This is a genomic window from Sagittula sp. MA-2, assembly GCF_030126985.1.
Taxonomy (GTDB): Bacteria; Pseudomonadota; Alphaproteobacteria; order Rhodobacterales; family Rhodobacteraceae; genus Sagittula.
Genome location: NZ_CP126145.1, coordinates 2,798,239 through 2,821,679 on the forward strand (window position 1 = coordinate 2,798,239; position 23,441 = coordinate 2,821,679).

Genomic DNA, 23,441 nt, shown 5'->3' on the forward strand with positions numbered 1-23,441 from the left:
CACCCCGTCACCCGGACCCGCCGCGAATTCGCACATATTTCTTTACGCGCGACATGTTTTCAAAAGATTGTATTGTTCGCGTCGAGCGGGGGTCAAGTGTTTGTTCCCGCGCAGCATCCGTGAGTCGCCACGCGCCCTCGGCACGCCTATCATCTTTCCACGGTCGACAGTCCCACAGGAGCCACTGACATGAGCTGGAATCCGAATCTGACCCCGGGCCATCCCGACGACGCGGGCCCCGACGCCATCGAAACGGTCATCGTACCCCGGGCACGCGACCTCGGCGACTTCGAGGTGCGGCGCGCCCTGCCCGCCCCACAGCGCCAGATGGTCGGCCCGTTCATCTTCTTCGACCAGGCCGGCCCGGCGGAGTTTCTGACTGGCCAAGGCGTCGACGTCCGGCCCCACCCCCACATCGGGCTCGGCACCGTCACCTACCTTTACCGCGGCGACTTCCACCACCGCGACTCCACCGGCGCCGACCAGGTCATCCGCCCGGGCGAGCTGAACTGGATGATCGCGGGCAAGGGCGTCACGCATTCGGAACGGACCTCCGCCGAGGGCCGATCCGGTCCCAACAGCCTGTTCGGCATCCAGACGTGGATCGCCCTGCCCGAGGATCGCGAAGACAGCGACCCGGTGTTCGAGCACCACGGCAAGGCCAGCCTGCCAGAGTTCAACGACGGCGGTGTCGCGGCCCGGCTGATCCTTGGCCGTGCCTTCGGAGCCACGGCGCCCGCCACGCTCTATTCCGACACCTTCTATCTGGACGTGACGCTGGAGGCCGGCGCCCGCTTTCCCCTGCCCGACGATCACGAGGACCGGGGCATCTATGTCTCGACCGGATCGGTCCGCGTGGCCAGCCAGGTTTTCGAGGCAGGCCGCATGATGGTCTTCCGCCCGGGCGACGCGATCACCGTCGAGGCCGGGCCGGAAGGGGCGCGCCTGATGGCCCTGGGCGGAGAAACCCTCAACGGCCCGCGCTACATCTGGTGGAACTTCGTGGCCTCCTCCCGCGACAGGATCGAGGCCGCCAAGGAAGAGTGGCGCGCGGCGCATTGGGGCAAGGGCATGTTCGACCTGCCGCCCGCCGACAGGGATGAACACATCCCCCTGCCCTGACGCCTAGAGCCAGCGGCAGTCGATGATCTCCAGCCAGGGTTCGGACGGTTCCGGCCTCTCGAACCCCGGCGCCCGGTCGCGCAGCCAGTCCTGCAGGTGCTCAAGAAACGCATCGCTGCCGGGCTGCACCGGTCGGTGGCGCGCTGTGCCAGGCGCGCCCCAGTCGTCCCACGGCGCCTCCCGGTTTATGTGAGGCCCGATTTCGCACGCGACCAGCGCGCATTTGCCCACCGCCCCCAGCGTGCGACGGCTGATGCCCTTCTCGCCCCCTTCGGCGAAGGACCTGTCCGCCAGCCGGACCTCCGGATCGGTGTAGGGAGAGGCGCGCACCCCTTCGAACCATTGCCGGCCAAGGCGGCATCCCCCGTTCGCGCACGCCTCCGCCCCGTCATGGCGGAACGCGCAGCGGTGAAAGACGAACCCATAAGGCGAAGAGAGCGCCGTGGACGGGGCCGTGGCCCAGTTCGATGCGCCGCGTGCGCCCCGTGACCGGACCTCGCACCCCTCGAAAAAGGCCGTCGCGCCGCCGAAGATGAAATCGACATCACCCTCGATCAGGCTGTCCGAGACATGGATACGCGGCACCGGGCGCCCTTGCGGCGCCTGAAGGTAGAGGGTGTCCTGAAAGGACGACAGGTGCACGTTGTGGAGCGCGACCCTGTCCGCCGCCAAGTGCAGCGCGACGGCCTGGTGCTGCCCTTCGGCAAAACGCCCGTCCATATCATGTGAGGCGCCCTCAGGCGCGGCCGCGGCGCGGTCGCAGGCATAATCGTTGCGCAGGGTCATGCCTTCGATGCGGCAGCCCTCGGCCAATACGGTCAGCACGCCGCTGTTGCCGGTGGAGATGACCTCCCGCGCGGCGATCCGTTCGAAGTGTGCGCGGCTGTCGCAGTGCATCGCCCTGATCCGCGGACCGAAACGGCGCGCGTATTCCTCGCCCGGCATCTGCGCATCTATACGTGCGGCGACGATCACCTCCCGCGGGCCATCGCCCCGCAGGGTCAGCGGCGGCGCGCCCTCGGGGATCACAACCGGCCCTGGGTAGAAGCCCGCCACGATGCGGATCTCACGCCGGGCCGTGCCGAACTCTGTCCGTCCGGTCAGGCAGAGGTCGATGGCGGTCTGTATGTCGCTGACCGGCCCGTCCGGAGACACCTCGATCACCGGACCTTCGACGGCCTCCTCTGGCCAGTCGCCCAAGACCCGCGCCTTTGCCAGGCGGTCAGGGATCATGCGCGCACGCGCTCCCGGGCACCCGCCTCTTCCGCCAGTAGGTTTTCCGCCACCGCCATCATGAGCGGCCCGACCCCCTTGGCGTCGTCCGGAACCCGCGCTTCGGTCAGGTAGTATTCGGCGGACCCGTCGCGGAACCGTCCCTCGAACATCCCCAGCCCTGCGACCTGGCAGATGTCCTCCATGCGGGGACCGTCCGGCCCGTCGCGCAGGACACGCCGAACCAGCAGATCGGGAAGGCCCTCCGCATCGCCCGTCCAGAGCCCAAGCGCCCGCGCCCGCAAGAGCGCGTAGGTGAACATGGCAGAGGCCGAGGCCTCCTCGTAATTGCCCGGCAGGTCAGGGCGATCCACGACCTGCAGCCAAAGCCCGCCCTCCTGCCGAAGCGCACCTATCCGCGAAAGAAGGTCAGTGGCCCGTGCTTCGAGCGGGGCAAAGCGTGCCGGTCCGGCAAGGTCGCGCAGATCGACCAGCGCCATGCCCAGCCACCCCAGCGCCCGCGCCCAATGTGCCGGGTTGTGGCCGGTCACCGCGTCGGCCCAGGGCTGCTTGCGCACCTCGTCGACGGCATGGGCGTAAAGTCCGGTCTCCGGCACCCATGTCATTTCCAGCGCGGTATCCACCTGTTTCAGGGCGTCCTCCACCATGGCGGCGTCGCCGGTGCGCAACCCGTATCCCACGGCGAAGGGCGCGCCCATGTAGAGACCGTCGAGCCAGACCTGCCAAGGGTAGCGCAGCTTGTGCCACCACACGCCGGAGCGCGTCCTCGGGTGCGTTTCGAGCTGCCCTGCCAGCAGCCCCGCCGCGTCGAGCCAGCGCGGATCGCCCGTCACCTCGTCGAGATACAGAAGCGCGCGCCCTGCCATGACGTGGTCGATGTTGTACTCGCTCTGGCTGTATCCGGCGAGCGACGGCCCCGGCCCGACCTGGGGCGAGATCAGCCGCAGCAGGTGGTCCAGCCAGACGTGATCGCCCGTGGCTCTGTGCAAAAGCTCCAGCCCGCGATAGACGCAGCCGTCCTCGTAACACCACGCGCCGCCCTTGTAGGCGCGGTAATCGCGGGCGAACGCGTCGAAATACTCCATCAGCATGGCGCCTCTTCCCTCTCGTTCATGATCTCCGGCGCGCCCGCGACCTCGGCGAAGTCCGACCAGAGGGCCGCGTTGCGCAGTTCCGGGACGTGCAGCGCCATCAGCGGCACATCCGGCGCGGCGTTGGCGTCAAAGGATACCCGGTAGCGTGTCAGCGTGAGACCCCGCACCGGCGCCTCCGGCAGGCCCAGCACCGCCGCGGCGGCAACCGTCACCCCCGTCGCCGTCACATCGGTGAAGGTTATGTCCGATATCTCGGGCGTGCCCGCGTCGCGCGGGGCCAGTGCGCGGGACTGGACCCGGTCGTCCTTGCCGTCCGCGTCGCAGAAATAGAAGGCGTTGACCGCGAGCGGTGTCGGCACGTCCGTCATCTCGACGTCGGAGAAGCGGACCCGCCGGACAAACCCGCCCCGGCCCCGCCGCGTCTTGATGCGCAGCCCGCGGTCGGTGGCGTCGAAGGCGCAGGCGTGAACGGTCACGTCCTCTATCCCGCCGGACATCTCCGACCCCAGCACCACCGCCCCATGGCCGCGCGCCATGCGGCAATGATGAATGTTCAGATCCCTGCACGGCGCGAGGTGACTGTTGTTGCCGCCGGGCACGCGCTTGCCCGCCTTGACCGCGATGCAGTCGTCACCGACGGAGAAGTCGACGCAGGCGATCTCCACCCCCTCGCAGCTTTCGGGGTTGAGGCCGTCGGTGTTGGGGCTGTCGGGCGGATTCTCGATCCGCAGGTTCGAGACGTGCAGGCTTCGACAGAACACCGGGTGCACGGTCCAAGACGGCGCATTGCGCACCGTGAGGCCGGTCAGCCGCGCGTCTTGGCAGCGGATCAGTTGCAGCGCCCTCGGGCGCCGCGCGCCATCCCGCGTCTCCTTCGGCCACGTCCACCAGTCGCCCCGGTCGCCGCCGCCGTCGATGGTGCCGCGGCCGGTGATCGTCAGCCCGTCACACTCCACCGCCGTCACAACTGCGGCGAAGCATCGCTCCGGCACGCCTTCCCACGTCCCGAGGACGCGACTCTCTGGGTCAAGAGCGTCGAGTTTCGGCCAGTCGCTGCGGTCCGCGATCCCGTAAAGTTCCGCGCCGTCTTCCAGAAGCAGCGTCATGCGCGGCTTCAGGAACACCGGCCCGGTCGGGTAGCGCCCCGGCCCTACCCTGAGCGTGCCTCCATCCGGCACGGCGGCCACGGCGCGGGCAAAGGCCTGCGCGTTGTCCGACGCATCGGTCGAAACACCATGGTCACTGGCCTCCACCAGCCCCGTGCAGGCTTCGGTTACGAAGTCCAGCGTGCCGATGGAGGTCTCCAGCCGGTAGCCGCTCTCCGGCGACAGGCCGTCGAGGAACAGCGCGCAGACCGTCTGCGTCCCGGACCCGAGCGGCACGCCCTGTTCGTCCAGCAGCGTCCAGCGGACCGATTCCGGCAAGGCGAACCGCGTCCCCGGCGGGCACAATAGAAGAGAGACCGTCCGCGCGCTGACGGCGAGGACCTGTATGTCGGTCATGTCGATGTCCATCCTGTTGGCGGCTGGCCGGGACACGCGCCCCGGCCAGCCCTGTCGTCGAAAGCCAGGGGTCAGGAGCCCATGTCCTCCAGCGCTTCCTTGATGGCGTAGATCATCTCGTCCGCCGCCGTGGCCGCGTCGATCTCGCCGTAGGCGTAGAGTTCGAGGTTGTCCTCCATGGCCGAGCGGACGTCCGGGAACTCCATCATCGGGTGGATCGCCGGGCCTTCGGCGGCCATGACGCGGTCCTGCGCCTCGACCTGCATCGGCGCGATGGCGCCCGCGTCGGAAAGCTGCTTGATCGCCGCCTTCGACGCCGGGACACCGCGGGTGGAGCCAAGCGCCTCGACGCCTTCGGGTTCGTTCAGCAGGCAGTTGACGATTTCCGCCGCCGCCTGCTGGTTGTCCGAATTGGCCGAGATCGAGAAGACCATCGACGACTTGCGGTAGACGCCCGCCGTCTTCTGGCCGTCCATGGTCAGCAGGTCGGTGTAGACGATCTCCTGCCCGTCCTCGAGCGGATCGGAGATCTTGAAGAAGGTGGAATCCCACTGGTAGGTGCCGCCGATCTTGCCAGCGGTCCAGTTCGGGTTCTCGTGGAGCGGCACGTTGCCCGCCGCCGCCACGTCCTGCCACTTGGGCACGACGTGGTTCTCCACCAGCGTGCCATAGAACTCGATGGCCTTCGTCAGCTCTTCCTCTGTCCACATGACCTCGTTCGTGGCCGGGTCGATCAGCGGCTTGCCGGTCATCTGCGTGCCGTAGAGCGTGACGATCAGCGCCGCGTCGAGCGCCGTGGCCTCGAACGGGTAATAGTCCTCGCCCAGCTTCTCGGCAAAGACCGGACCAGCGGCGACAAGGTCGTCCCAGGTCTTCGGCAGCTCCAGCCCCGCCTTCTCCCACGTGGTGGTGTTGAACACGAAAAGCCGCGCGGTGGTGGACACGGACAGGCCGTTCAACTTGCCGTTGCGGGTGCCGTCCTCTAGCTGCGAGGCGTCCCAGTTCGACAGGTCGATGGTGTCGGAAAACGCGTTGAGATCGGCGAAACCGTCGCCGTTCTTCGAGTAGATCGGCAGCCACGGCCAGTTGACCTGCATGATGTCGGCGTCTGTCTTGCCGGCGATCTGCGTGGTCAGCTTCTCGAAATGGCCATCCCAGCCGGTGTACTCCGGGTTGATGGTGTGGCCGTGCTTTTCGCCGCAGGCCTTCAGGGCCTCCTGCGTGGCGGCGTGACGGCTGTCGCCGCCCCACCAGCTCATGCGCAGCTCTGCGGCATTGGCAGTCGTGCAAAGTGCCGTCGTCGCAAGCGCGATCGTCAGGATATGTCGTTTCATGCGGTTCTCCTCCCTTGAAACTCCGGTGTTGGTCTTGCCAGCGAGACGTTCCCGCCGGTGGTCTTGTCGAAGACGTGGATGCGGTGCCCCTTCGGGCGCAGGCCGACGCGGTCGCCGCGTTTCAGCCCCTTGTCGAAGAGGTGCGAGGGGACCACGCAGGTGAAGATCGCTCCGCCGATGTCGGCAAAAAGGTTCACCTCGTGCCCCATGAATTCGAGGTTCCTGACCTCGCCGGTGAAGGCGCCCGCCGCGCCCTCGGGCACGACCTCAAGGTGCTGCGGGCGGATGCCCAGCGTCACCGGACCGTTCGCCACCTCCAGCCGGTCGTCCAGCCCCTGCGGGACGGCCACGCTCTGCCCGCCTGCCGTGAGCACCGGCAGCCCGTTCTCGCGGGTCAGCACGGCGTCCACCAGGTTCATCTCCGGCATCCCGATGAACCCGCCGACGAAGGCGTTCGCCGGACGTTCGTACAGTTCCTCGGGGGTGGCCACCTGCATGATATGGCCGTCCTTCATGACGCAGATGCGGTCGCCCATGGTCATCGCCTCCACCTGGTCGTGGGTCACGTAGATGACGGTGGCCGGGCTGCCCTCGTCCTTCAGGCGCTTGTGCAGGTCGGTGATCCGCACCCGCATGGAGGCGCGCAGCTTGGCGTCGAGGTTGGACAGCGGTTCGTCGAACAGGAAGACCTCGGGCTGCTTGATGAGCGCGCGCCCCAGTGCCACCCGCTGCGCCTGCCCGCCGGAAAGCTGCTTGGGCAGGCGGTCCAGAAGTTCGCCGATCTCGAGGATCGTGGAAACGCCCGCCGTCTTCGCCTCGATCTGCGCCTTCGGTTCGCGTTTCAGCCGAAGCCCGAAGGACAGGTTCCGGTGCACCTTCATGTGCGGGTAAAGCGCGTAGTTCTGGAAGACCATCGCGATGCCGCGCTTGCCGGGCACCAGGTCGTTGACCACCCGGTCGCCGATCACGATCTCGCCGCCGGTCACCGTCTCCAGCCCCGCGATCATCCTGAGCGTCGTGGACTTGGCGCAGCCGGACGGGCCGACCAGCACCATGAACTCGCCTTCTTTGACGTGCAGGTCGATCCCGTGCACCGCCTTGAAGCCATTGCCGTAGGTCTTTTCGACCCCCTTCAGATGCAACTCGGCCATCAGCCTTTCACACCTCCCGTGGATATGCCTTCGATGAAGGACTTCTGAGCGAGGAAGAACACGACCAGCGAGGGCGTCAGCGCCAGCACCGTCATGGCGAGGATCTGGTTCCAGTCGAAGGCCTCGGTCGCGTCGATGGACAGCTTGAGCGCCAGCGAGATAGGGTATTTCTCGACGGTCGAGACGTAGATCAGCGGGCCGAGGAAATCGTTCATCGTCCACATGAACTGGAACAGGCAGACAGAGATGATCGCGGGCATCAGCATCGGCACCACGATGAAGACCAGCGTCTGCACCACGTTCGCCCCGTCGCAGCGCGCCGCCTCCTCCATCTCGCGCGGGATGGCGCGGAGGAACTGGATCACCATGAAGACGAAGAACGCATCGCCAGCCAGCCACGAGGGCGCGAACAGCGGCAGGTAGGTGTCGAGCCAGCCCAATTCGCGGAACAGCAGATACTGCGGGATGCGCGTCACCACGTCGGGCAGCAGCAGCGTGGCGATCAGGATGGTGAAGAGCACCTTCTTGCCCGGGAACTGGAAACGGGCAAAGCCGTAAGCCACCAGCGTGCAGGAGACCGCCGTGCCGATCACCTTCGGAATCACGATCTGCATCGAGTTGATGAAGAACGTGGCGAAGGTGTAGGGCGTCGAGGTCTGCCAGCCTTTGACATAGCCGTCGAGCGTCGGCTCCTTCGGCCAGAACCACGCCGAGGAGAACATCTCGGAGTTGGTCTTGAACGAGGCGCCGATCAGCCAGATCAGCGGGTAGATCATCACCAGCCCCACGAGGATCAGCAGCCCGTAGCGGATTGCGGAGTTGATCCGGGCCTTGCGGCGCAGCCGGATCTCCAGCTGGGTCGGCGCGTCGTCACGGGTGGTGTCGGGCAGGTCCGAGAGGGAAACCATATGCTCAGCTCCTCTTGTCGCCGGCGTAGTAGACCCACTTCTTCGAGGACCAGAAGGCCAGGAGGGTCAGCACCATGATGATCGCGAACAGCACCCAGGCGATGGCCGACGCATACCCCATGTCGAAGCTCTTGAACGCCTCGTCGTAGATGTAGAGGGGCAGCAGGTAGGTGGACTTCAGCGGTCCGCCCTGGGTGATGATGTAGGGTCCGTTGAACTCCTGGAACGCCTGCACGGTCTGCATGATGAGGTTGAAGAAGATCACCGGCGTGATGAGCGGCAGGGTGATGTAGCGGAAGATGTGCCAGGGGTTCGCCCCGTCGATGGCCGCCGCCTCGTAGAGCGACCTGTCCACCGATTGCAGCGCGGCGAGGAAGATCACCATGGCCGACCCAAACTGCCAGCAGCGCAGAAGGGTCAGCGTGATCAGCGCGTTGTCGGGATCGCCGAACCAATTGACCGCTTCGAACCCAAGGCCCGTGAGGACCATGTTGACGAGACCCGTGTTGGCGAACATGTAGCGCCACAGCACGGCAATCGCGATGGAGCCGCCAAGGATCGACGGCACGTAATAGGCCGTGCGGAACAGGTTGATCCCGCGCAGCCGGTAGTTCAGCACCACCGCGATGAACAGCGCGAAGATCAGCTTCAGCGGCACGGTCATGGCGACATAGGTCAGCGTCACGCTCAGCGACTTGTCGAAGGTCCGGTCGCGGGTGAACAGCTTCTCGTAGTTCTTCGTGCCCACCCACTCCGGACTGCTCAGCAGGTCATAGTCGGTGAAGCTGAGGTAGAAGGACGCGACGAAGGGGAAGGCGGTGAACAGCGCCAGCCCGATGATGTAGGGCGCGACGAACCACAGCCCGAGGAACTTGCTGTCTCCGCCCATCAGGCCGCCCCCCGCAGGTTGTCCGGCAGCCACTGTGCCGTCGCCGCCAGCATCTCGGCGAACATCGCGCGGGCCGTGGCGGTGTCGAGGTGGCGCACCAGCGGGTCGGAATGGAACAGCGGGAAAAGCGCCCCGCCGTCCCCTTCCATGACCGCGCCGACAAGCGCCGTCTGCCGGTCCGCATGGTCCCGCAGGATGTCCGTGAGTGGTGCGGGCAAGGGATCGGCCACCATCGGCACGATGCCGAGGCCGGAGAACATGGCGTTGGTTTCCACCACCGCGCCAAGCGGCAGGCCAGGCATCTGCCCGGTGTTGGGCAGGTTGACGTTGCTGACGAAGGGCGCGCCGCTCTTCAGGGCGACAATCTGATCGACCATCGCCTCGTCCGAGCGTCTGGCGGCGGGCGTCCCCTGCCCTTCCGCCAAGGCCTCCGCCCGCGCCTGTTTCGTGGCGCGGTCGCGGATGCGGTACTCTACCGGCGTCAGGGCAAAGCCCCAGCGTTCCGGATCGTCGAGATAGCCGGGCAGGAACTCCGCCAAGTGCCGGTCGCCTGCCGCGGCGGGCACGCCAAAGCGCGCGCCAAGGTCGAATGCAACCCGGCAACGGCTGCCGAAGTAGCGGGCGTGCTCCTCGTCCTTGCCGGGTTCGGTCAGGAAGGAACCGTGCTCGCGGTGCGCCTCTGCCCAGGCGCGGTAGTCGGGAAGCATGTCGCGCCCGTACAAAGCGATGCGGGTGACGAAGGTGAAATGGTTGATCCCGGCGACCGAGACCTCGACATCGCGGTGCGAGGCACCCTCCCCGGCCAGCGCCGCCACCTGCCGGCGGATCTTCGTCACCTCGTGGCATTCGCCCCAGGCCCGGATAGCAGGGAAGGCCGCGTAGAGCGCGCCGGTCAGGCAACTCATCGGATTGGTCAGGTTGCAGACCCACGCCTCGGGCGCATGGTCGCGGACGGCCCGCCCGATCTCGGCCAGCATCGGCACCGACCGGATCGCCCGGACAAACCCGCCCGGTCCCACCGTGTCGCCCACGGCCTGCGCGATCCCGTAGCGCGCGGGGATGGCGATGTCGTGGCCCATGTCCTCGAACCGGCCCGGCAGGATCGATATCACCACCACGTCGGCCCCCTCCAGAGCCTCAGGCAGGGAGCGGCAGGCACGGTAGGTCGCGGGCGTGCCCTTCGACACCTCCGCGTAGCGCGCGCCGATCCGGCCGTTGCGTTCGGCGGCAGTCGGGTCGATGTCAAAAAGCCTGACCTCTGCCGCCAGCCGCGTGTCCTCTGCCAGATCGGCCATGAGCGTCAGCGCCCAGTTCAGCGACCCTCCGCCCACGAAGGCGATCCTGACGGGAAGTGTGTCTCCGGATTTGTGCATGTCGTCTCTGCAAGGTCACACGCGTTACGTGCACACTCGCAACTCCTCCTCTGGAAAGGCACCGATTCACCCACTCCTCTGGATTTTCGCCGCCGTTGAATCACAGTAATATGCTAGTCAGCCGTTCGGAATGCTGGTATTCCGAGAAAATGATGGATGAAATCGAACATTCGCCACTTCAGCACATTCCGATGCGGTCCCTGTCCCTGACGCTGGCCCGCTCGACGATCCGCATGCGCCACGGCCCGCGCTGGTCCATCGACAAGGTGAACCCGGTCCATGACCTCGTGATCTGTCTGTCGGGTGCGGGAAAGTACGTGCTGGGCGACTACGGGACGGAGGTCACGCTGACCCCCGGCCATGCCATGCTGATCCCGGCGTGGACAAGGTTCCGCGGGCGCCATGGAGGGGGAGAGGCAACCTTTACCGGCATCGCGCAGCACTTCTCGCTCGATCTCTTCGGTCGGGGCGACCTGATTGGGCAGCTCGACCTTGCACCGTCCGTGCGGCTCAGCCGCTGGGACAGCCTGCGCCACACCGCGACCGACTACCACGCCACGGTGCCCCACGGCAGCACCACGCTGATCCAGCACCACCAGTTCATGGTTCTCCTGCTGGCGGTGCTGGAGGATGCGTTTCTCGGCTGGAAGGTGGAGGATGCCGCACCGGATTCGCAGGATCACCTGTCGATCCAGATCATGCGGGTGGCCACGCGCCTGTCCTCCGACCCGCTGGGGGCCGCCCTTGAGGAAGCCATGCAGAGCCTCGGCTACAACGAGGATTACTTCCGCCGCGCCTTTCGCGACAGGATGGGCCTGACGCCGCAGAAGTTCCGGGAACGCAAGCGGATGGAATTCGCCGCCAACCGCCTGGGCCAGGGCCTGTCGGTCAAGGCGGTGGCTGCGGAACTGGGATATACCGACCCGTATTTCTTCAGCCGGATGTTCAAGCGCCACCTCGGCGCCAGCCCCTCCGTCTACCGCGAAACCGGGCGCAGGCCGTAGACGCCGCCCCGACTGAGTAAGGGACGGGCCGAAGCCCGCCCCGCTCACTTGCCGTCGAGGTAATCCGCGACCGAGGCGCGCGCGCCTTTCCCGGCCAGCGACACGTAGGCCGCCGTCACCGCATCGCGAAACGCCGCGTTCCCGGCCAAACCCTCGTCAAAGACATCGCGCACCGCCAGAAGTGCCGCGACCTTTTCTTCCGGGGTCACCGCGCCGTCGGAGGCGGCCTTCAGCCGGTCTGCCAGCGGATCGCGCACGTCGATGGTGGCGCCCTTCTCGTCCACGCCACCCACGTAGCGCATCCACCCCGCCACGGCGAGGCACAGGCCTGTCGGGACCCGGCCGTCCTGCAGATTATCGCGGATGGTGCCGAGCAGCCGCTGCGGCAACTTCTGCGAGCCGTCCATCGCGATCTGCCACGTGCGGTGGCGGATCGCGGGGTTGCGATACCGCTCCAGCAGTGCTGCGGCATAGGCCGGCAGGTCCTCGCCCTCGGGCTGCGGCACGGTCGGCAGGATCTCCTCCGCCCAAAGCCGTTCGCACATCGCGGCAAAGACCGGGTCGGCCACCGCGTCAGAGATCGTCTCGTGCCCGGCGAGGTAACCCAGATAGGCCAGCGTCGAATGCGTGCCGTTCAGGCAGCGCAGCTTCATCAGCTCGTGCGCCTCGACGCTTTCCACGAATTGCGCCCCGGCCTTGTCCCAGTCCGGGCGGCCAGCGGCAAAACGGTCCTCGATCACCCATTGCCGGAAGGGTTCGTGCACCACCATGGCGGGGTCTTCATAGCCCTCCGCCTCAGCCAACCGGGACACGTCAGCCTCCGTCGTGGCGGGCGTGATGCGGTCCACCATGGTCGCCGGGAACGGCACCTCGGCAGCGATCCAGTCGGCCAGCTCCGGCGAGACGCGGCGGGCGAAGTCCAGCACGACACCTTTCGCCAGCACGCCGTTCGACGGCAGGTTGTCGCAGCTCAGCACGGTGAAGGGTGCCTCGCCTTGCGTGCGGCGGCGGTCCAGCGCGGCGCAGATGAAGCCCACCGCAGACCGCGGCGCGCCTAGGTTTTCGAGGTCGTGCACGATGTCGGGATGCGCAGGGTCCAGCGCCCCGGTGGAGGGGTTGTGGCAATAGCCCTTCTCGGTGATCGTCAGCGACACGATCTTGACCGCGGGATCGGCCATGGCGTCGACCACCGCCGCCGGATCTTCCGGCGCCACCAGTACGCGGGCGATGGAACCGATCACGCGCCGCACCTCGCCCTCAGGCCCCAGTTCGACCGCCGTGTAGGCGCCGCCCTGCGGCATGAGCTGGTCGCGCGCGGTCGGCGACTTCAGCGAGACGGCGCAGATCTCCCATGGCGCGTCGCCGCGCACCTCGTCGGTGTAGATCGCGTTGAACGCCCGAAAGAACGCACCGGGGCCAAGATGCACGATGCCGACCTCGGGCGCATCGCCCGTCCGCTTCAGCCTATCGGGCAAGCCAGCCTCCATCCACGTTCAGGACCGCGCCGGTCACGTACTTCGCCGCGGGCGTGCAGAGGAAGACCACTGCCCCGGCGATGTCCTCCGGATCGCCCCACCGGCCCGCCGGGATGCGGTCGAGGATCGCCTTGCTGCGGTCGGGATCGTTGCGCAGCGCCTCGGTGTTGTTGGTCGCGATGTAGCCCGGGGCCACGGCGTTGACGTTGATGCCCTTCGCGGCCCATTCGTTGGCGAAGATCTTCGTCAGGCCCGCGACACCATGTTTGGAGGCGGTGTAGGACGGCACGCGGATGCCGCCCTGGAAGGACAGGAGCGAGGCGATGTTGACGATCCGCCCGCCCGCGTCGCGCGCTAGGGCGTTCTTCGCGAACCGCTGGCACAGCATGAAGACGGCCTTGAGGTTCACGTCCATCACGTCGTCCCAGTCCGCCTCCGAGAAGTCGACCGTGTCCTCGCGGCGGATGATGCCCGCGTTGTTCACGAGGATGTCGAGGTCGTCCGGCAGGGCCGCCACACAGGCGTCGATGTCGGCGAGGTCCAGCATCAGCTCCTCGGCCGTGCCGCCCACAGCCTCACAGGCCGCGACCGTCTCCGCGCAGGAGCGGCGGCCGGCGGCGATCACGTGCGCGCCCGCCTCTGCCAGCCCCACCGCGATGGCCTGGCCGATGCCGGTGTTGGCGCCGGTGACCAGCGCCCGCTTGCCGTCGATCCGGAAACTCAACGCAGGTCCTCCATCGCCACCATGTCCATGTCGGTGAAGTCGACGTTGTCGCCTGCCATCGCCCAGCAGAAGGTGTAGGCCGAAGTGCCCGCGCCCGCGTGGATCGACCACGGCGGAGAGATGATCGCCTCTTCGTTGGCGATGACCATGTGGCGGGTCTCTTCGGGCTTGCCCATGAAGTGGAAGACGCGCTGCCCTTCGGGAATGTCGAAGTAGAGATACGCTTCCATCCGGCGGTCGTGCAGGTGGCAGGGCATGGTGTTCCAGATCGAGCCGGGCTTGAACTGGGTGTACCCCATCACAAGCTGGCAGCTTTCGACCACCTCGGGGTGCACGAACTGGTGGATCGTCCGTTCGTTGCTGGTCTCCTGCGCGCCCAGCTCGACGTGGCGGGCCATCTCGAAGGTCACGAGCTTGGTCGGGCAGGCACGGTGCGCGGGCGCGGACAGCACGTAGTACCGTCCCGGCGCGTTGAACGTCACGGCGCCGGAGCCCATGCCGACGTAAAGGACCTCTCCCTTGCCGATGGTGTAACTTTCGCCGCCGACCTCGACGGTCCCGGCCTCGCCAATGTTGAGGATGCCCATCTCGCGGCGTTCGAGGATCGTGGCCGTCCCGGTCTCCGGCACGTGGTCGAGCACCAGCGGGCCAGACACCGGCACGGCAGAGCCGAGGATGAGGCGGTCGTAATGCGAATAGACCAGCTTGATCTCGCCTTCCGCGAACAGGCCGCCGACGTGGAAATGATCGCGCAGGCCTTGCGTGTCCAGCCCCTTGGTGGTGGCCGGGTCGATGGCATAGCGGGTTTCGGCGTTGGTCGTCATGTCTTCTCCTTACAGGAAATCGTCGCGTCGGGGTGTGAAGGTGTCGATCAGCTCGCCCTGCTCGAGGCAGATGCAGCCGTGGCGCGCGCCGGAGGGGATCACGAAGCTGTCCCCCGGCCGGACGTCGAACACCTCGTCCGCCACCTGGAACCGGAACTTGCCTGCCTTCACATAGGTGGACTGGATGTGGGGATGGTCGTGCAGCTTGCCCTCGGCGCCTTCCTCGAAACAGAAGGACACGACCATCAGTTCGGGCCGCTCCGACAGGACCTGTCGGGTGACACCGGGATCGGGAAAGGCGCGGGGATAGGTCTTCAGCATTGGGGTTCTCCTATCGGAAGACGGCGGGCAGCCAGAGCGACAGCGCCGGGACATAGGTCACCAGCATCAGCACGGCGAGCGAGGCGAGGTAGAACGGCCAGATCGTGCGGATCACCTCGCCGATGCGGATGCGGCCCACGGCACAGCCGACGAACAGCACCGCCCCCACCGGCGGCGTGCAGAGGCCGATGCCCAGGTTGAGGATCAGGATGATGCCGAACTGCACCGGGTCGACGCCATAGGCCGTGGCGACCGGCAGGAAGATCGGCGTGGTGATGACGATCAGCGGCGACATGTCCATGAAGGTGCCGAGGAACAGCAGCACCACGTTCAGGAGCAGCATGATGAGGATCGGGTTGTCGCTGAGCCCCTTCATCCAGGACACGAGGTCGGCGGGCACGCGCAGGTAGGCAAGGAGCCAGCCGAAGGCCGCCGCCGATCCGATGACCAGCAGCACCATCGAAGACGTCCGGACCGCCGACATGGTCGCCGCAACGAATTCTCCCCACGGCAGGGAGCGGTAGACGAACCACGTCACCGCCAGCGCGTAGATCACCGCGATGCACGACGATTCCGATGCGGTGAAGACGCCCGAGCGCACGCCGCCGAAGATGATCGCCACGAGGATCAGACCGGGGACCGCGCTCAGCAGCAGGCCCAGCATGGCGCGGGCGCCGGGGAAAGGTTCTGTCGGGTAGCCGCGCTTCCTTGCGACGGCCCATGCCGCCACCATCAGCGCAAAGGCCAGCAGCAGCCCGGGGATGATGCCGGCGGTGAAGAGGTCGGCGATGGACAGCCGCCCGCCCGCCGAGATCGAATAGATGATCAGGTTGTGCGAGGGCGGCAGCATCAGCGCGATGATCGAGGAGGTCACCGTCACGTTCACCGCGTAGTCCTTGCCGTAGCCGCGTTCCTCCATCTGCGGGATCATCAGGCCGCCGATGGCGGAGGCGTCCGCTGCCGCCGAGCCCGAGATGCCGCCGAACAGGACCGATGCGGCGATGTTCACCTGCCCCAGCCCGCCGCGCATGTGCCCGACCGCGGCCCCTGCCAGCGCCACCAGCCTTCGCGCGATGTCGCCGCGCACCATCAGTTCGCCCGCGTAGATGAAGAACGGGATGGCCAGCAGCGCAAAGACCGAGATGCCGGAGTTCAGCCGCTGGAACACCACCACCGGCGGCAGGCCGATGTAGGCGATGGTCGCGAAGGACGACACACCGAGGCAGAACGCGACCGGCGTGCCGATCAGCAGGAGCACCGTGAAGGTGCCGAAAAGGACGATCAGTTCCATGCAGTTTCCCTCGCCGGGGCCGCGGCCCCCTGCCCGTTCAGGGCGAATTCCCATGCCCGCGCGGGGCCAGTTCGTCCGGCCGCTGCCGGCTCATTCCTCTATGGCGTCGTCACCGAACCGCGACGTGGCCAGCCCGACCGAGCGTCTCAGCAGCCGCTCCAGCGACAGCAGGATCATCAGGATGCCGCCGACGATCAGGCTGAGGAACGAGGTCGCGCCGGTGATCCCGAGGTTCGGGATCGTGGTGGCCCATGTCGTCTCGGCCAGTTGCCAGCCGTACCAGACCATGCCGCCGCCGAAGGCGATGACCACGAGGTCCGAGACGGTGTGAAAGAACCTCTGCACGCGCTCCGGCAGGATGTAGAGCAGCACGTCGAACGACAGGTGGTTGCCCTCGCGCACGCCCACCGCGGCACCGAGGAAGATGAACCAGCCCATCAGCAGTATGGAGGTCGTCTCGGTCCACGTAGGCGTGTCGTTCAGTACGAAACGGCCCCAGACCTGCCAGCCGATCAGCGCCGTCATGCCCACCAGCCCGGCGCCCGCCAGCCACAGGAAGACCTTCGTCGCCCGAGCGACGACCGCCGACAGTTTCAGCACAGTCTCTTGCATGATGGGTCCCCCGCGGGTCCGCCCCGCCCCCGAAAAAAGGCGGGCCTGCACAAAGGCAGGCCCGCCGGGATGTCAGTTATTCGACAGCGCGGATCTCATCGACCAGCGACTTCAGCTTCTCGGAGGTCACGTGCTTGTCGTAGACCGCGTTCATGGCGTCCATGAACGGCTGCTTGTCGATGTCCTCGATGATCTCGACACCGGCGGCGCGGACCTTCTCTTCGGAGGCCTTCTCGCGCTCGGCCCAGAGCTCGCGCATGATCGGCACACTGTCCTTGGCGGCCTGGCGCACCAGCTCCTGGTCTTCCGGCGACAGCTTGTTCCACGACGCCTGCGACATGACCAGCACTTCCGGCACGATCAGGTGCTGGTCGAGCGTGTAGTAACCAGCGACTTCGTAGTGGCCCGAGGATTCGAAGGACGGCCAGTTGTTCTCGGCCCCGTCGATGACGCCGGTCTGGATCGAGGAGTAGACCTCGCCATAGGGCAGCGGCGTGGCGTTTGCCCCGAGCGCATCCACCATGTCCACGAAGACGTCGGACTGCATGACGCGGAACTTCAGCCCTTCCATGTCCTCGATCGAGGTGATCGGCTTCTGGCTGTTGTAGAACGACCGCGAGCCGCCGTCGTAATAGGCCAGGCCCACGAGCTGGTGGTTCTGGAACTCGTTCAGGATCTTCTCACCCACTTCGCCGTCGACCACCGCGTGCATGTGGTCCGTGCCGCGGAAGATGTAGGGCAGCGAGAAGACCTTGGTTTCCTCGATGATGTTGTTGAACGGTCCGAGCGAGACGCGGTTCAGGTCGATCACGCCCAGCTGGGTCTGCTCGATGGTGTCCTTTTCCTCGCCAAGCTGGGCGGAGTGGAACACCTCGACGCAGATGCGCCCGTCAGAGCGCTCTTCCAGCATCTCGCCCATCTTCTCGACGGCGACCACGGTCGGGTAGCCCTCGGGGTGGGTGTCGGACGAGCGCAGGGTGATCTCGCAGGCATTGGCCGCGCTCACCATGGCCGCGGACGCCAAGAGCGCCGCTAGGGTTGTCTTCATTTTCATGTCAGTCTCCTCCCTGGATGAAACGGCATCAGAGCCCGTAGGCATCCTTCGCCAGATTGTACGTGAGGTCGGCCGCGACCTCGTACGCCTCGCTCTCCCGCAGGCGGCCCGTTCCGACGAGCCCCGCGAGATAGGCGCAGTCCGACCGGCGCGCGACGTCGTGGCGCGCGGGGATCGAACAGAACGCCCGTGTGTCGTCGTTGAACCCGGCGGTGTTGTAGAAGCCGCAGGTCTCGGTCGTGGCCTCGCGGAACTTCCGGATGCCCTCGTAGCTGTCGAAGAACCACCACGGCGGGCCGAGGCGCAGGCAGGGATAGGCCCCGGCCAGCGGCGCCAGTTCGCGCCCGTAGGTGGTTTCGTCCAGCGTGAAGAGGATGACCTTCAGCTTCGGCTCCATTCCCACGGCATCCAGCAGCGGCTTCAGCGCGCCGACGTAGTCCGTGCGTCCGGGAATATCGAACCCCTTGTCGCGCCCGTGCGTCGCGTAGACGCCGGCCGAGTGGTTGCGGCGGCTGCCGGGGTGGATCTGCAGTGTCAGCTTGTCGTCCAGCGACATCCGCGCCATCTCGGTCAGCATCTGGCCGCGGAAGGCGTCGGCCTCTTCCGGGGTGCAATCGCCCTTCAACGCCTTCTGGAACAGGGCCGAGGCCTCTGCCTTCGGCAGGTTCTCTGTCCGCGCGGTGGCATGACCGTGGTCCGAAGCGGTGGCGCCGAAGGTCTTGAAGAACAGCCGCCGGATGCGGTGCGCGTTCAGGTAACCGTCCCAGGTCGCGGTGTTCTCGCCGGTCACGGCGCCGAAAGCCTCGACGTTGGCGGCGAACCCCTCGAACTCCGGATCGACCACGGCATCGGGGCGATACGTGGTGACAACCCGTCCGCCCCACCCGCTCTCGCGGATCATCTGGTGCCATTTCAGGTCGTCCAGCGCCCCCTCGGTGGTGGCCAGGACCTCGATTCCGAAGCGTTCGAACAGCGCGCGCGGGCGGAAGTCGTCCTGCCCCAGCTTCGCATCGATGAAATCGTAGATCGCATCGGCATTGGCCGCCGACAGCACCTCGTCGAGGCCGAAGACATGCTCGAAGGAGTGATCGAGCCACATCGACGACGGCGTGCCCCGGAACAGGTGATAGTTCTCTGCGAACCGCCGCCAGATGGCGCGCGGATCGGCCTCCGTCGCGCCGCCGTCGACGCGCGGCACGCCCAGACCGCTCAGCGCCACCCCCTGCGAGACCAGCATGCGGAACACGTAATGGTCGGGAATCACGAACAATTCTGCGGGGTTCGGGAATCGCTCGTTCTCGGCGAACCAGCGCGGATCGCAATGCCCGTGCGGGCTGACGATCGGCATGTCCCTGACGCTGCCATAGAGATCCCGTGCCAGCCCACGCAAACCCGGCTCTACCGGAAAAAGGCGATCGGGATCGGTCAGAGGCATCTTACACTCCAAATTTCCAACTTGATCTGCTAATATGCTAGTTGTCCAATTGTGTCAACGCGGCCCGCCCGCTAATCTGCGCAAACCAATCCGGCGGAGACCAGATGTCAGAGATCACCATTACGCCCCTTGCCCCCCTGACCCAGAAGTCCGCCACGGACATGGTCTTCGACACGCTTTACGAGGCGGTGATCTCCCTTCAGCTCCCGCCCGGCACGCGGGTGTCGGAGGCCGAGATCGCCCAGCAGCTCGACGTGTCCCGCCAGCCCGTGCGCGATGCCTTCTTTCGCCTGTCGAAGCTGGGGTTCCTGTTGATCCGCCCGCAGCGCGCCACGCTGATCTCGAAGATTTCGCCCAAGGCCGTGCTGAACGCGGCCTTCATCCGCACGGCCATCGAATGCGAATGCCTGCGCGAGGCGGCCCGGCAAATGACACCCGAGGCCGCAGCCCGCCTGCGCGCCAGCCTTGACCGGCAGGAGGCGGCGCTGGAGGAATCGGACCGCGCCGTCTTCCACGCGCTCGACGACGCCTTCCACCTGCTGATCAGCGAGATCGCCGGGCATCCGCACGCGTGGGAGTTGATACAGGAACAGAAGGCCCACATGGACCGCGTGCGCTTCCTGACCCTGTCCGGCAAACGCCAGCGCCAGGTCCACGCGGAACACCAGGGCATCGTCGACGCGCTGACGCGCGGCGATACCGCCAGTGCCGAGGCGCAGCTGCGCAACCACCTGGCCGACATCCGGCACGTGCTGGCACGCGTGCGCGCCGAACATGGCGACTATTTCGAACCCGTGGACTGACCTCTTCCCCGCACCGCGCAAACGTGATCCCCTGAGCCAGAGGGGGAGCACGACATGCACATCGACCTGACCGGACAGACCGTCCTGATCACCGGCGCGGCGGGCGGTATCGGGCGCGCCATGACCGATACGTTTGCGCGCGCCGGGGCACGGCTGATCCTGTCGGACCTCGACATCGCAAAGCTGCCCTCGGGCGATGACATGCTTGCCCTGACCTGCGATGTGACCGACGCCGCGTCCGTCCGCGCGATGGTCGCCGAGACGCAGGAACGGTTCGGTCCCTTGGACATCGCGATCAACAATGCAGGGATCTCCGGCCCCTTCGGACCGCTGGCGAAGCTGTCGCAGGACGACTGGAGCCGCCTGATTGCCGTCAACCTGACCGGCACCTTCAACGCGCTTCAGGCAGAGATCCCGGCGATGCGCGACGGCGGGCGCATCCTCAACGTGGCCTCGCTGGCCGGTGTGGCGGGCGCGCCCGGCCTTGCCGCCTATGCCGCGACGAAACACGGCGTGGTAGGCCTGACCCGCTCCCTCGCCCACGAATTGCGCAAGCAGCGCATACGGGTCAACGCGCTCTGCCCCAGCTTCACCGATACGCCGATGCTGGACGCCATGGGGACGGAGAAGACGCGGTTCGAAACGCCGCTCAACGCCCTTGGCCGGTTCGGCACCGCGCAGGAGATGGCCGATGCCGCGCTCTGGATTACCTCGCCGCAGAACAGCTTCATGAACGGTCAGGCGATCACGCTCGACGGGGGCATCTCCGCCCTTTGAAGACCACCCTTCAAGAACGAAAAAAGGCGGACCCGAAAGCCCGCCTTTCCTATCATGTCAGGCGCTTCAGGCCCGGCGTTCGGTCCTGAGACCTTGGTAGATCGCCCAGCACATCGCGAGCAGCACCAGCGTGAACGGAAGACCGGTCGAGATGACCATGGCCTGCAAGGCCGCAAGGCCACCGCCCAGCAGCAGCACGATGGCCACCGCGCCCTCGAACACGCACCAGAATACCCGCTGCGGGATCGGCGCGTCGACCTTGCCGCCCGCGGTGATCGTGTCGATCACGAGCGACCCGGAGTCAGAGGAGGTCACGAAGAACACGATCACCAGCACGATGGCGATGACCGAGGTCAGGCCCGACAACGGCAGCCCTTCGAGCATCGCGAACAGCGAGATCGGCGGGTTGTAGCTGTCGATCACCTGCGCCTTCACCGGCGAGTTCACCGGATCGGCCAGCACCTGCTCGATGGCTGCGCCGCCGAAGGTCGCCATCCACAGGATGCACACCAGTGAAGGGATCAGCAGCACGCAGATGATGAATTCGCGCACGGTGCGGCCACGGCTGACGCGGGCGATGAACATGCCCACGAACGGCGACCAGGAGATCCACCACGCCCAGTAGAACGCGGTCCAGCCCTGGCGGTAGGCATCGTCCTCACGACCGAACGGGTTCGACAGCGGGATGAGGTCCTTGGCGTAAGCCACCATGCCCTGGCCGAACTCCGTCAGGATCGCCATGGCGCCCGCTGCGAAGAACACGAAGAGCAGCAGCACGGCGGCGATGCCCATGTTGATCTCCGACAGTAGCTTCACACCGCCGTCGAGACCGCGCAGCACCGACACCAGCGCGATGGCCGTGATGAAGGTGATGAGCAGGATCTGGACCGTGGTGTTGTTCGGGATGCCGAAGACGTGCTCGAGACCGGCGTTGGCCTGCTGCGCACCGAAACCCAGCGAGGTGGCAAGGCCGAAGAGCGTCGCGAAGACCGCCAGCGTGTCGATGACGTGACCCCACCAGCCCCAGACCTTCTCGCCGAAAATCGGGTAGAAGGCAGAGCGGATCGTCAGCGGCAGGCCCTTGTTGTAGCTGAACAGCGCAAGCGCCAGCGCCACCACCGCGTAGATCGCCCAGGGGTGAAGGCCCCAGTGGTAGATCGTGGCGGCAAGGCCCATCTCGCGCGCCGCGTCGACGTTGGCGGCGATGATGCTGCCGTCCTCGGCGATGGGCGACGGCGTGCCCAGCGGTTGCGAGATCGCCATGTGATAGACCGGCTCGAGCACCCCGAAGAACATCAGGCCGATGCCCATACCGGCGGCAAAGAGCATCGCGAACCAGCCGAGGTAGGTGTAATCCGGCGTCGCATCCGCACCGCCCAGCCGGACAGAGCCCACCGGCAGCACGATCAGCGCAAGGCAGAACAGCACGAAGATGTTCGCCGCGCTCAGGAAGAACCAGTCAAACGACGAGGTCAGCGCCGGACGGAGCCAGCCAAAGAACTCTCCCGCCTGCTCGGGCAGCGCCAGCGCGTAGAACACGAAGGCCATGATGCTGAGACCCGAGATCAGGAAGACCGGGTTGTGGATGTCCATGCCGAACGGCCCGACCTGCGTCTGGATGTTGTCCTGGCCGATCGTGTATTCCGTGTCGATGAGATTTGCAGCGCCCTCCGGCACCGGTATGCCCGTCTCCGGGTCGACTGAATTTTCTGTCATCTCGCGTTCCCCTTTGTCCGTTTCTGTTGCTTTTGTAGTACTGGCAGGTAGTCCGTCCGGACAGGTTGCAAGTCATGCCCGGCGGCCAGAGGTCAGTTGTCGCGCACCAGCAACACGCTGACGGAGGCGTGGCTGGCAAGGCTGCCGCCGTGCGACGGCCAGAAATAGTCCGCCACATTCGGCGGATGCGACGCCATGATCACGAGGTCGGCGCCGATCTCTTCGACCGCCGCCAGAAGCTTGTCGTCCACGTCGACGGACGGGTCGTGGGCGACGACGGTATGCGCATGGGCCGAAATGCCGTGCGTCTCGGCCTGCGCCGCGGCAAAGTCGGCGAGCTTGCTCTTGAACTCTTCCGGCGTGTGTCCCTGCGGCCCGGGGGTGTTGCCCGTCACCGAAACGTAGGTCACCGGGCAGCCGTGGTGCTTGGCCTCTGCCGCAGCGACGTCGAGCGCCTTTTGCAGCTTGTCCAGGTGCCCCAGGTCCACCGGAATCATGATGTGTCGGAACATGTCGTCACCCCTCTCGTCGATCCGATTGTTTCTTGGCGCCGAAGCGCGAACCCGACGCAGCGTAAAGTGCCGGGTGTCTGCCAGTCTGGCCGCCTGTTTCGTCATGCAAGCGCACAGGCGCGCCGTTTCCGGTCGGTTTGCGACACGCGGCCGCATCTGTTTGCGGCACTATCATGTCGCAATCGGCACCCACGGACAACCGAACTCCGGGAAAACTATGTGCTTGACGGGGTTTGAACGGGAATTATCTGCCCCGGTGGCCGGGCCGGCCGGGGTTCGAAATCCCC

The 23,441-nt window shown here is 66.4% G+C and carries 22 protein-coding genes; 4 read left to right on the top strand and 18 right to left on the bottom strand.

Translation table 11 applies throughout. The annotated features are described in order from the left end of the window. The first annotated feature begins 189 nt into the window (after positions 1 to 189). The gene (locus QNI11_RS13615) at positions 190 to 1,122 is read left to right on the top strand and encodes a pirin family protein (RefSeq protein ID WP_283980538.1); all 933 of its coding nucleotides are present in this window, start codon (positions 190 to 192) and stop codon (positions 1,120 to 1,122) included. 3 nt (positions 1,123 to 1,125) lie between these two features. On the opposite strand, the gene QNI11_RS13620 is transcribed toward QNI11_RS13615, so the two are convergent. The 8 genes from QNI11_RS13620 to QNI11_RS13655 all read right to left on the bottom strand — a co-directional run bounded on the left by QNI11_RS13620 (position 1,126) and on the right by QNI11_RS13655 (position 10,606). Then, a complete protein-coding gene (locus QNI11_RS13620) occupies positions 1,126 to 2,355 on the bottom strand; it encodes a pectinesterase family protein (protein WP_283980539.1) in 1,230 nt (409 codons plus the stop codon). After that, a complete protein-coding gene (locus QNI11_RS13625; protein WP_283980540.1) occupies positions 2,352 to 3,446 on the bottom strand; it encodes a glycoside hydrolase family 105 protein in 1,095 nt (364 codons plus the stop codon). The genes QNI11_RS13620 and QNI11_RS13625 overlap by 4 nt, the downstream gene beginning before the upstream one ends. After that, positions 3,440 to 4,951, bottom strand: a complete 1,512-nt coding sequence (locus QNI11_RS13630; protein ID WP_283980541.1) for a glycoside hydrolase family 28 protein — start codon at positions 4,949 to 4,951, stop codon at positions 3,440 to 3,442. Before QNI11_RS13630 ends, QNI11_RS13625 begins: the two co-directional genes overlap by 7 nt. Before the next feature lie 71 nt (positions 4,952 to 5,022). Continuing rightward, complete coding sequence (locus QNI11_RS13635) at positions 5,023 to 6,285, bottom strand: ABC transporter substrate-binding protein (protein WP_283980542.1); 1,263 nt, start codon at positions 6,283 to 6,285, stop codon at positions 5,023 to 5,025. Next, positions 6,282 to 7,436: an ABC transporter ATP-binding protein gene (locus QNI11_RS13640; RefSeq protein ID WP_283980543.1), complete on the bottom strand. Its 1,155-nt coding sequence runs from the start codon at positions 7,434 to 7,436 to the stop codon at positions 6,282 to 6,284. Before QNI11_RS13640 ends, QNI11_RS13635 begins: the two co-directional genes overlap by 4 nt. Then, entirely contained in the window at positions 7,436 to 8,284 is an 849-nt protein-coding gene (locus QNI11_RS13645; RefSeq protein WP_373418447.1) for a carbohydrate ABC transporter permease, read from the bottom strand. The genes QNI11_RS13640 and QNI11_RS13645 overlap by 1 nt, the downstream gene beginning before the upstream one ends. A gap of 64 nt (positions 8,285 to 8,348) precedes the next feature. Next, complete coding sequence (locus QNI11_RS13650; RefSeq protein WP_100930051.1) at positions 8,349 to 9,233, bottom strand: carbohydrate ABC transporter permease; 885 nt, start codon at positions 9,231 to 9,233, stop codon at positions 8,349 to 8,351. Next, positions 9,233 to 10,606, bottom strand: a complete 1,374-nt coding sequence (locus QNI11_RS13655; protein WP_283980545.1) for an alpha-galactosidase — start codon at positions 10,604 to 10,606, stop codon at positions 9,233 to 9,235. Before QNI11_RS13655 ends, QNI11_RS13650 begins: the two co-directional genes overlap by 1 nt. A gap of 191 nt (positions 10,607 to 10,797) precedes the next feature. Here QNI11_RS13655 and QNI11_RS13660 point away from each other — a divergent pair, with 191 nt between their 5' ends. Continuing rightward, positions 10,798 to 11,610, top strand: a complete 813-nt coding sequence (locus QNI11_RS13660) for a helix-turn-helix domain-containing protein (RefSeq protein ID WP_283980546.1) — start codon at positions 10,798 to 10,800, stop codon at positions 11,608 to 11,610. A 44-nt stretch (positions 11,611 to 11,654) separates the two neighbouring features. Here the strand turns inward: QNI11_RS13660 and QNI11_RS13665 are convergent, their stop codons facing one another. From QNI11_RS13665 to uxaC, 8 genes are all read right to left on the bottom strand, one after another. Further along, positions 11,655 to 13,097, bottom strand: a complete 1,443-nt coding sequence (locus tag QNI11_RS13665; RefSeq protein WP_283980547.1) for a mannitol dehydrogenase family protein — start codon at positions 13,095 to 13,097, stop codon at positions 11,655 to 11,657. Then, the gene (gene kduD, locus QNI11_RS13670; RefSeq protein ID WP_100930047.1) at positions 13,075 to 13,809 is read right to left on the bottom strand and encodes a 2-dehydro-3-deoxy-D-gluconate 5-dehydrogenase KduD; all 735 of its coding nucleotides are present in this window, start codon (positions 13,807 to 13,809) and stop codon (positions 13,075 to 13,077) included. The genes QNI11_RS13665 and kduD overlap by 23 nt, the downstream gene beginning before the upstream one ends. Next, positions 13,806 to 14,633, bottom strand: a complete 828-nt coding sequence (kduI, locus tag QNI11_RS13675; RefSeq protein WP_283980548.1) for a 5-dehydro-4-deoxy-D-glucuronate isomerase — start codon at positions 14,631 to 14,633, stop codon at positions 13,806 to 13,808. The genes kduD and kduI overlap by 4 nt, the downstream gene beginning before the upstream one ends. A gap of 9 nt (positions 14,634 to 14,642) precedes the next feature. Further along, positions 14,643 to 14,954, bottom strand: coding sequence for a cupin domain-containing protein (locus tag QNI11_RS13680; protein WP_283980549.1), 312 nt, complete (start codon positions 14,952 to 14,954; stop codon positions 14,643 to 14,645). Positions 14,955 to 14,964: 10 nt separating this feature from the next. After that, positions 14,965 to 16,245 (bottom strand): TRAP transporter large permease, encoded by a 1,281-nt coding sequence (locus QNI11_RS13685; protein ID WP_283980550.1) that lies wholly within the window; start codon positions 16,243 to 16,245, stop codon positions 14,965 to 14,967. Positions 16,246 to 16,335: 90 nt separating this feature from the next. After that, complete coding sequence (locus QNI11_RS13690; protein WP_100930043.1) at positions 16,336 to 16,857, bottom strand: TRAP transporter small permease; 522 nt, start codon at positions 16,855 to 16,857, stop codon at positions 16,336 to 16,338. Between the two features lie 76 nt (positions 16,858 to 16,933). Next, positions 16,934 to 17,911: a TRAP transporter substrate-binding protein gene (locus QNI11_RS13695; protein WP_283980551.1), complete on the bottom strand. Its 978-nt coding sequence runs from the start codon at positions 17,909 to 17,911 to the stop codon at positions 16,934 to 16,936. A gap of 28 nt (positions 17,912 to 17,939) precedes the next feature. Next, positions 17,940 to 19,346 carry a glucuronate isomerase gene (uxaC, locus tag QNI11_RS13700; protein ID WP_283980552.1) on the bottom strand — a complete coding sequence of 469 codons (1,407 nt, stop codon included), beginning with the start codon at positions 19,344 to 19,346 and terminating at the stop codon, positions 17,940 to 17,942. A 104-nt stretch (positions 19,347 to 19,450) separates the two neighbouring features. Between uxaC and QNI11_RS13705 the strand changes: the two genes are divergently transcribed. Both QNI11_RS13705 and QNI11_RS13710 read left to right on the top strand, forming a co-directional pair. Then, positions 19,451 to 20,149: a GntR family transcriptional regulator gene (locus QNI11_RS13705; protein ID WP_100930040.1), complete on the top strand. Its 699-nt coding sequence runs from the start codon at positions 19,451 to 19,453 to the stop codon at positions 20,147 to 20,149. A 54-nt stretch (positions 20,150 to 20,203) separates the two neighbouring features. Further along, entirely contained in the window at positions 20,204 to 20,926 is a 723-nt protein-coding gene (locus tag QNI11_RS13710; RefSeq protein WP_283980553.1) for an SDR family NAD(P)-dependent oxidoreductase, read from the top strand. Positions 20,927 to 20,992: 66 nt separating this feature from the next. Here QNI11_RS13710 and QNI11_RS13715 read toward each other — a convergent pair whose 3' ends face one another. Both QNI11_RS13715 and QNI11_RS13720 read right to left on the bottom strand, forming a co-directional pair. Beyond that, positions 20,993 to 22,642, bottom strand: a complete 1,650-nt coding sequence (locus QNI11_RS13715) for a BCCT family transporter (protein WP_283980554.1) — start codon at positions 22,640 to 22,642, stop codon at positions 20,993 to 20,995. 92 nt (positions 22,643 to 22,734) lie between these two features. After that, on the bottom strand, positions 22,735 to 23,154 hold the full coding sequence (locus QNI11_RS13720; protein WP_100930037.1) for a universal stress protein: 420 nt from the start codon (positions 23,152 to 23,154) through the stop codon (positions 22,735 to 22,737). Positions 23,155 to 23,441 lie beyond the last annotated feature (287 nt).

Coding starts and splice junctions, on each gene's coding strand:
- QNI11_RS13680 (WP_283980549.1), bottom strand. CDS start 14,954: ATGCTGAAGACCTATCCCCGCGCCTTTCCCGATCCCGGTGTCACCCGA.
- QNI11_RS13630 (WP_283980541.1), bottom strand. CDS start 4,951: ATGACCGACATACAGGTCCTCGCCGTCAGCGCGCGGACGGTCTCTCTT.
- QNI11_RS13705 (WP_100930040.1), top strand. CDS start 19,451: ATGTCAGAGATCACCATTACGCCCCTTGCCCCCCTGACCCAGAAGTCC.
- kduI (WP_283980548.1), bottom strand. CDS start 14,633: ATGACGACCAACGCCGAAACCCGCTATGCCATCGACCCGGCCACCACC.
- QNI11_RS13710 (WP_283980553.1), top strand. CDS start 20,204: ATGCACATCGACCTGACCGGACAGACCGTCCTGATCACCGGCGCGGCG.
- QNI11_RS13650 (WP_100930051.1), bottom strand. CDS start 9,233: ATGGGCGGAGACAGCAAGTTCCTCGGGCTGTGGTTCGTCGCGCCCTAC.
- QNI11_RS13690 (WP_100930043.1), bottom strand. CDS start 16,857: ATGCAAGAGACTGTGCTGAAACTGTCGGCGGTCGTCGCTCGGGCGACG.
- QNI11_RS13615 (WP_283980538.1), top strand. CDS start 190: ATGAGCTGGAATCCGAATCTGACCCCGGGCCATCCCGACGACGCGGGC.
- QNI11_RS13715 (WP_283980554.1), bottom strand. CDS start 22,642: ATGACAGAAAATTCAGTCGACCCGGAGACGGGCATACCGGTGCCGGAG.
- QNI11_RS13625 (WP_283980540.1), bottom strand. CDS start 3,446: ATGCTGATGGAGTATTTCGACGCGTTCGCCCGCGATTACCGCGCCTAC.
- QNI11_RS13720 (WP_100930037.1), bottom strand. CDS start 23,154: ATGTTCCGACACATCATGATTCCGGTGGACCTGGGGCACCTGGACAAG.
- uxaC (WP_283980552.1), bottom strand. CDS start 19,346: ATGCCTCTGACCGATCCCGATCGCCTTTTTCCGGTAGAGCCGGGTTTG.
- QNI11_RS13640 (WP_283980543.1), bottom strand. CDS start 7,436: ATGGCCGAGTTGCATCTGAAGGGGGTCGAAAAGACCTACGGCAATGGC.
- QNI11_RS13665 (WP_283980547.1), bottom strand. CDS start 13,097: ATGGAGGCTGGCTTGCCCGATAGGCTGAAGCGGACGGGCGATGCGCCC.
- QNI11_RS13695 (WP_283980551.1), bottom strand. CDS start 17,911: ATGAAAATGAAGACAACCCTAGCGGCGCTCTTGGCGTCCGCGGCCATG.
- QNI11_RS13660 (WP_283980546.1), top strand. CDS start 10,798: ATGCGGTCCCTGTCCCTGACGCTGGCCCGCTCGACGATCCGCATGCGC.
- QNI11_RS13635 (WP_283980542.1), bottom strand. CDS start 6,285: ATGAAACGACATATCCTGACGATCGCGCTTGCGACGACGGCACTTTGC.
- QNI11_RS13620 (WP_283980539.1), bottom strand. CDS start 2,355: ATGATCCCTGACCGCCTGGCAAAGGCGCGGGTCTTGGGCGACTGGCCA.
- QNI11_RS13655 (WP_283980545.1), bottom strand. CDS start 10,606: ATGCACAAATCCGGAGACACACTTCCCGTCAGGATCGCCTTCGTGGGC.
- QNI11_RS13685 (WP_283980550.1), bottom strand. CDS start 16,245: ATGGAACTGATCGTCCTTTTCGGCACCTTCACGGTGCTCCTGCTGATC.